Source organism: Paenibacillus cisolokensis, assembly GCF_018403665.1.
In the GTDB taxonomy this organism is placed as follows: domain Bacteria; phylum Bacillota; class Bacilli; order Paenibacillales; family Paenibacillaceae; genus Paenibacillus_AH; species Paenibacillus_AH cisolokensis.
Genome location: NZ_BOVJ01000140.1, coordinates 22,472 through 29,516 on the forward strand (window position 1 = coordinate 22,472; position 7,045 = coordinate 29,516).

Consider the following 7,045-nt stretch of genomic DNA (forward strand, 5'->3'; position numbering starts at 1 on the left):
GGAGAAGCTTCTCCCTGTGGAGAATTGCTTGTTCATCACGGGGAGGAGTTGATTTAGGGCATGAGTCTTCAAGTGGAATTGGAGCACTACCGCAATGTGCTGATCGTCCGCCTCCGCGGAGAGCTTGACCATCATACGGCCGATATCGTGCGCCACAAGATGGAGGAAGCGATATTGCGGGGAAATAGCGATCACATCATCCTCAGTCTCAAGGAGCTGCAGTTTATGGACAGCTCCGGACTTGGCGTCATCCTTGGCCGATACAAACAGTTGAAGGCCAAAGGCGGAAAGATGGCCGTCTGCGCCGTCAATCCGAACGTGTATCGGTTGTTCGAGCTGTCGGGCTTGTTCAAAATTTTGACGATTCACGAGAATGAGCGCGCGGCGCTCACAAGTCTGGAGGTCGTATCATGAACGGAGCCAACATGATGATGCTGACGTTTTCGGCACGCTCGGAGAACGAATCGTTCGCCCGGGTGGCGGTTGCCGCTTTCGTCTCGCAACTCGATCCGACGATGGAAGAGCTCAATGATTTGAAGACGGCCGTGTCCGAAGCGGTGACCAATGCGATTATCCACGGCTACGACGGCGATCCTGACGGTATGGTGACGATCGAAGTGGCGATCGAGGGCGATACCGTATCGATCGTCGTGATCGACAAAGGCCGGGGAATCGAGGATCTGGAGCTGGCAAGGCAGCCGCTGTATACGTCGAAGCCGGAATTGGAACGTTCGGGTATGGGCTTCACGATTATGGAAAATTTCATGGACCGCTTCGAGGTGTCCAGCGAACCGGGCCAAGGGACGCAAATCGCCATGACGAAGCGCATCGAGTCGAAAAAGCGCTGTACAATTAAGCGCATAGGGGTTGGACCTCATGGATGTCGATTGGAAACATAACGCGCAGCCGTATCTGGACGACGCGGAAGTGAAACGGCTTATCGCGCTCAGTCAGACCGGAGACTCGCTTGCCAGGGATACGCTCGTACAATGCAACATCCGGCTCGTCTGGTCGGTCGTGCAGCGGTTCATGAACCGGGGCTACGATCCCGAAGATCTGTTCCAGATCGGCTGCATCGGGCTCTTGAAATCGGTCGACAAATTCGACCTGTCCTATGACGTCAAGTTTTCCACGTATGCCGTTCCGATGATCATCGGCGAAATTCAACGGTTTTTGCGGGACGACGGCACGCTCAAGGTGAGCCGCTCGCTGAAGGAGACGGCTAACAAGGTCCGCAAAACGCGGGACGAGCTTTCCAAGACGCTCGGCCGCCTGCCGACCGTGCGGGAAATCGCCGACCGGCTCGGCATTACGCCGGAAGATGTCGTTTTCGCCCAGGAAGCGAACAAGCCGCCCTCCTCGATTCACGAAACGGTATTTGAGAACGACGGGGATCCGATTACGCTGATGGATCAGATAGCGGACGATTCCCAGGACCGCTGGTTCGACAAGATGGCGCTGAACGAAGCGATCGAAGGGCTGTCGGAGCGGGAGAGGCTGATCGTCTATTTGCGCTATTACCGCGACCAGACCCAGTCGGAAGTCGCAAGCCGGCTCGGCATATCGCAAGTGCAAGTCTCCCGCCTCGAAAAAAAGATTTTGCAGTCCATCCGAAACCAGATTGCGCAATAGCGCATCTGGTTTTTACATTTTTGAATCGAAAAGAAACGATTAGCGGGTCGGCGGTCATCTCATACTAACGATAAGCAAACGATGCAACCGAAAGGTGCGCAATAAAGGGTGAACGCAGCATGAATACGACGAAACCGTCCGTTCTTTACATCCGGCTGCGAAAGCGGATATCGATCAGGCCGGGCCAGACTGTCAAGCTGGGCCACGCGGCCCGCCTTTTCACCGATATCGGGATGGAGACGGAACTGAAGGAGCTTGTCCTGTACCGCCACCGCCAGGAGGACGGCAACCGGGTCGTCATCGATTTGCTGCAGGTCGTCAAAACGGTCCGCGAGGCCGCGCCCGATCTGACGGTGGAAGCGTACGGCGAACCGCAAGTGCTGGTCGTGGTGGCGGAGAAGTCGGCGAAACCCCGCTTCTACATCCTCGTCTTCGCCTGGCTGCTGCTCTTTTTCGGAGCGGGACTGGCCATCATGAATTTTCATACCGACGTAAGCATGAAAGAAGTCCATATGCGGATTACGGAGCTTGTCACCGGCGAGCGGGTCGACCATCCGCTATGGTTTCAAATCCCGTATTCGCTCGGCGTCGGTCTTGGCATGATGGTGTTTTTCAACCACCTGTTCCGGAAGAGGTTCAACGAAGAGCCGAATCCGCTGGAGCTGGAGCTTTATATGTACGAGGAAAACGTTAACGCCTATGTGATTGCCGACGAAATGCGCAAAAAGTCGGACGGAGGAAATCCGGTGGACGGCAGGAAGCCGGAGTCGGGCGGATAAGGAGGTGTTCCGATGGCAGAATGGGCTGCGAACGGATTTATCGCCTTTCTGGGCATCGCGGGAGGCGTCGCCGTCGGAAGCGGCATGGTGGCCCTGCTGATCGTGCTGGACCTGATCCCGCGGCTCGCCCAGATCGCTTGCGCCTACCGTCATTCGGTCTGGTTCGAAACGGCGGTTATCGCCGGATCGCTGTACTGGACGTTCGCCGATTTTCTCGACTGGAAAATTCATGTTCCGGCGCGGGCTGCACTTAGCTTCGTCGGATTGATCGACGGCATTTTTATCGGCATGCTTGCCGCGGCGCTGACCGAAGTGATGAACGTCATTCCGATTTTGGCAAAGCGGCTGAATCTTTCCGATTATCTGGTTGCGCTCCTGATGGCGATGGCGCTCGGCAAAACGGCCGGTTCGCTGTTCGACTGGCTTGTATATCAGCGATAAATAGACCTGCGAGGTGACATCATGACGAATTGGCGGCAAAATACGGGAGAAGGCGATATTGGCGATATTCGGGAAGCGATCCCGCCTTTCGCGGAAACCGGAGGAGACGGACGCGAAGGCATGGACAGCTTCGAGGAGACGGAAAGCATCCGTCTGGAAATGGAAAAGGCGGCCGCGCCGGGCGGGAACAACGGCGAAAACGAAGTTTCGCCGTCCATCGACCGCGTGCTTGAACGGCTGAAGGAAGAATGCGGCCTTGACACCAGCTTCGATGTCGTCGTGCGCGAGATGACGCTCGGAGGGCGAAGAACCGCGCTTCTGCATATGAACGGACTTGTCAAGGACCAACTGCTGACGGAAGTGTTGGAGCGGCTCACTTATTTGCATCCGGATGCCGTGTCGGCGGATGCCCTCCACGATTTCTTCCGCTATTATGTTCCCGCCATTCAGGTGAAAATCGAGAGCGATTGGAACAAGCTCGTGACGGCGTCGCTGTCCGGCAACGCCGTCCTGTTCATAGAAGGCGAACCTGCCGCCCTTATGATCGATGCGAAAAATTTTCCGACGCGCTCGCCGGAGGAGCCTTCGCTGGAACGCGTCGTTCGCGGGAGCCGGGACGGCTTTACCGAAACGCTCATGACGAATGTATCGCTTGTGCGCAGACGGCTGCGCGACCCGAGGCTCAGATACGAAGTGGTGCAAATCGGCAAACGAACGAAGACAGACGTTTGCATCGCCTATATCGACGACATCGTCGACAGGCGGCTGCTCGAATCGATTCGCGACAAAATCAAGCAGGTGGAAATCGACGGCATCCCGCTGGCCGACAAGCAGCTGGAGGAGGCGACAGTCAAACGGGGATGGAATCCGTTTCCGCTCGTCCGCTACTCCGAACGGCCGGATGTCGTGGCGGCACATCTGCTGGAAGGCAATGTGACCGTCTTTGTCGATACCTCCCCGAGCGTCATGATTTTGCCGACCACCTTCTTCGATCTGATGCAGCACGCCGAGGAAAACCGGCAAACGCCGTTCATGGGCACCTATTTGCGCTGGGTCCGGTTTATCGGCGTACTCGCTTCGCTGTTTTTGATGCCGCTCTGGTTTTTGCTCGTGCTCGAACCCGGCATGGTGCCGCCCGGCATGGCCTTTATCGGACCGAACGAGACGGGCGACATTCCGCTCGTCATGCAGTTCGTGCTGGCCGAAATCGGGGTCGATCTGATGCGCATGGCGTCCGTCCATACGCCGTCTCCGCTGGCGACGGCCATGTCGTTGATCGCGGCCATCCTGATTGGCGACGTGGCTGTGAAGACAGGGCTGTTCGTCAACGAGGTGATCCTCTACATGGCGGTCGCCGCCATCGGCATGTTCGCAACGCCCAGCTACGAGCTCGGTCTGGCCAACCGGATCGTGCGGCTGCTGCTCATTATCGCCGTCGCGCTGTTCCGGGCGCCCGGCTTAATCGTCGTGACGACGCTGATTTTCATCATGCTGGTGACGATGCGCTCGTTCAACCGCCCGTACATGTGGCCGTTCATTCCGTTCGATTTGCGGTCGATGGCCAACTTTCTCATTCGCCCGCCCGTGCTGCAGAACCGGATGCGCCCCAATTTGCTGCGGCCGCAGCAGCGCGACAAAATGCCGCGTACCGATTAATACAAATCAAATGCTGAATTATCCATTTCTCCCGAAGCGGGTTTGCGCTATACTGGTGAAATAGGTGCAAACTTATTTTTCCGAACGATGGAGAAAGCAGAGGGATCGATTTATGTATTTGCATGGAACTTCTAAGATTAATGCCAAAGGGCATCTGGAAATTGGCGGTTGCGATACGACCGAGTTGGCGAAAGAATTCGGCACTCCTCTTTATGTCGTGGACGAGGCGCTCGTCCGTCAGCGCGCCCGTGAATATGTCGAGGCGTTCCGCGCTTCGGGCCTGAACTTCCAGGTCGCATACGCCAGCAAGGCGTTCAGTGTGATGGCGATGTGCGCCATCGCCGAGCAGGAAGGCCTGTCGCTTGACGTCGTCTCCGACGGCGAACTGTACACCGCGCTGCAGGCGGGATTTCCGGCCGGCCGCATCCACTTCCACGGGAATAACAAGACGCCCGAGGAAATCGTCATGGCGCTGGATGCCAATATCGGCTGTTTCGTCGTGGACAACTTTACCGAGTTGAAGCTGCTGAACGCACTGGCGGGGGAAAAGGGTAAAAAAGCGAATATTCTGCTGCGCATTACGCCGGGCGTCGAAGCGCATACCCACGACTACATCTCGACCGGACAGCAGGATTCCAAGTTCGGCTTCGACCTTGCCAACGGTTCGGCTTATCGCGCCGTCAAGGAAGCGATCGAGCAGCCGAATCTGGTGCTGCTCGGCGTTCACTCCCATATCGGCTCGCAAATTTTCGAGGTGGAAGGGTTCAAAATGGCGGTGGACAAAGTAGCCGCTTTCGCCATTAAAGTGCGGGACGAGCTGAACGTTACGTTCAAGGTCGTCAACCTTGGCGGCGGCTTCGGCATCCGGTATACGGCGGAAGACAAGCCGCTGCCGATCCGCGAGTATGTCAAGGCGATTACGGACGCGGTCATCTCCAATTTTACGGCGGCCGGATTCCCGCTGCCGGAAATTTGGGTGGAGCCGGGCCGAAGCATCGTCGGCGACGCCGGCACGACGCTGTATACGGTCGGGACGACCAAGGAAATTCCCGGCGTACGCAAATATATCGCCGTCGACGGCGGCATGACGGACAACCCGCGCCCGGCGCTGTACCAGTCGAAATACGAAGCGGTGCTCGCCAACCGCGCGAACGAGCCGGCCGAAGAGACGGTTTCGATCGCCGGCAAATGCTGCGAGAGCGGCGACATGCTGATCTGGGATCTCGATTTGCCGAAAGCGAATATCGGCGATTTGCTTGCAGTCTTCTGCACGGGAGCGTACAATTATGCGATGGCGAGCAATTATAACCGCATTCGCCGTCCTGCCGTCGTATTCGTGAAGGACGGACAGGCGGATCTTGCCGTGAAGCGCGAGTCGCTGCACGATATTGTCGCCAATGACGTGATCCCGCAGCGGCTGCGCAAAGCGCCGACCGGGAAATAACCGAACGCGTAAGGAGCGTGACCGCATGGCAAAGCAAGCGAAAATTACAATGGAGAACGGCGCGGAAATCGTCATCGATCTGTTCGAACAGGACGCGCCGAACACGGTCGGCAATTTCGAGAAACTGGCCAACAGCGGCTTTTACAACGGCCTGGTCTTTCATCGTGTCATTCCGGGCTTCGTCGCGCAGGGCGGGTGTCCGAAGGGCAACGGCACCGGCGGCCCCGGCTATACGATCAATTGCGAAATCAACCCGAACAAGCATGAGCGCGGTACGGTGGCAATGGCGCATGCCGGCCGGAATACGGGCGGCAGCCAGTTTTATATTTGCTACCAGCCGCAGCCGCATCTCGACGGCGAGCATACGGTGTTTGGCAAAGTGTCCAAAGGGATGGAGCATGTCGACGCGTTCAAAGGCCGCGACAAAATGGACAAGGTGGAAGTATACGAGGTGTAAAAATAGCCAACGGCCTGTCGGCCGTTGGCCTTTCTTGCTGTCCGCGGCTTTATTCGCTCGCGTCGCCCCGGCAGCGCGCCCGATAGGGCTCCTCCGACGGCCGGCGCAGGAAAGGCGCTGCGGCCTCGGGCGACCGCCGGCGCTTGCTGCGTTGGCGAACGCTTGCTTTTTTCTTGATGAAGTGGTACTATTTCATTCAACGTTAGGCGTTTGCTTTTCGTCTAACCGGCAAAGCGCATAAGAATACGATCTTAGCGGCTTTCCTTCGGGGCTGGGTGAAATTCCCAACCGGCGGTGATCGGGGAAGCGCGGCACCGGACATCCGGACCGCTTGCACTTTCTTCGTCAGTCCGTGACCCGGACCGCCATTCCTTACCCGATATGCGGGACGGAGGCGGTACGGTGGACCTGGTGCGAATCCGGGACCGACAGTATAGTCTGGATGGGAGAAGGGGAACGCTTCGGTATTGCGTGCCATACTTAAGGTCTGTTTGCTCATGTTCTTTTTTTCACCTGCCTTTGCGAGCGGCCGGTTGATCGGTCGTAAAGGATATGGAGGCAGGAGCGATGTCCGGACAGAGCAGACCTTTGTTTGCGTATGCTTTCTTTCGAAGCTGATACGAACCGTAAAACCCC

At 57.3% G+C, this 7,045-nt stretch carries 8 protein-coding genes and 1 riboswitch; all 8 genes read left to right on the plus strand.

The window, feature by feature from the left end; translation table 11 throughout:
* The first annotated feature begins 60 nt into the window (after positions 1-60).
* The 8 genes from spoIIAA to PACILC2_RS18765 all read left to right on the plus strand — a co-directional run bounded on the left by spoIIAA (position 61) and on the right by PACILC2_RS18765 (position 6,409).
* Complete coding sequence (spoIIAA, locus tag PACILC2_RS18730) at positions 61-414, plus strand: anti-sigma F factor antagonist (protein ID WP_062492700.1); 354 nt, start codon at positions 61-63, stop codon at positions 412-414.
* Positions 411-899, plus strand: coding sequence for an anti-sigma F factor (spoIIAB, locus tag PACILC2_RS18735; protein ID WP_213530095.1), 489 nt, complete (start codon positions 411-413; stop codon positions 897-899). The genes spoIIAA and spoIIAB overlap by 4 nt, the downstream gene beginning before the upstream one ends.
* Positions 877-1,632: an RNA polymerase sporulation sigma factor SigF gene (gene sigF, locus PACILC2_RS18740; protein WP_062492702.1), complete on the plus strand. Its 756-nt coding sequence runs from the start codon at positions 877-879 to the stop codon at positions 1,630-1,632. Before spoIIAB ends, sigF begins: the two co-directional genes overlap by 23 nt.
* A gap of 119 nt (positions 1,633-1,751) precedes the next feature.
* Positions 1,752-2,411 (plus strand): stage V sporulation protein AA, encoded by a 660-nt coding sequence (locus PACILC2_RS18745; RefSeq protein WP_062492703.1) that lies wholly within the window; start codon positions 1,752-1,754, stop codon positions 2,409-2,411.
* A 12-nt stretch (positions 2,412-2,423) separates the two neighbouring features.
* Positions 2,424-2,852 carry a stage V sporulation protein AB gene (locus tag PACILC2_RS18750; protein WP_062492704.1) on the plus strand — a complete coding sequence of 143 codons (429 nt, stop codon included), beginning with the start codon at positions 2,424-2,426 and terminating at the stop codon, positions 2,850-2,852.
* A gap of 21 nt (positions 2,853-2,873) precedes the next feature.
* Complete coding sequence (locus PACILC2_RS18755) at positions 2,874-4,508, plus strand: spore germination protein (RefSeq protein WP_062492705.1); 1,635 nt, start codon at positions 2,874-2,876, stop codon at positions 4,506-4,508.
* A 112-nt stretch (positions 4,509-4,620) separates the two neighbouring features.
* A complete protein-coding gene (gene lysA / locus PACILC2_RS18760) occupies positions 4,621-5,952 on the plus strand; it encodes a diaminopimelate decarboxylase (protein WP_213530097.1) in 1,332 nt (443 codons plus the stop codon).
* 25 nt (positions 5,953-5,977) lie between these two features.
* On the plus strand, positions 5,978-6,409 hold the full coding sequence (locus tag PACILC2_RS18765; protein ID WP_062492707.1) for a peptidylprolyl isomerase: 432 nt from the start codon (positions 5,978-5,980) through the stop codon (positions 6,407-6,409).
* A 257-nt stretch (positions 6,410-6,666) separates the two neighbouring features.
* Positions 6,667-6,867, plus strand: a riboswitch (FMN riboswitch).
* The last annotated feature ends 178 nt before the right edge of the window (positions 6,868-7,045 follow it).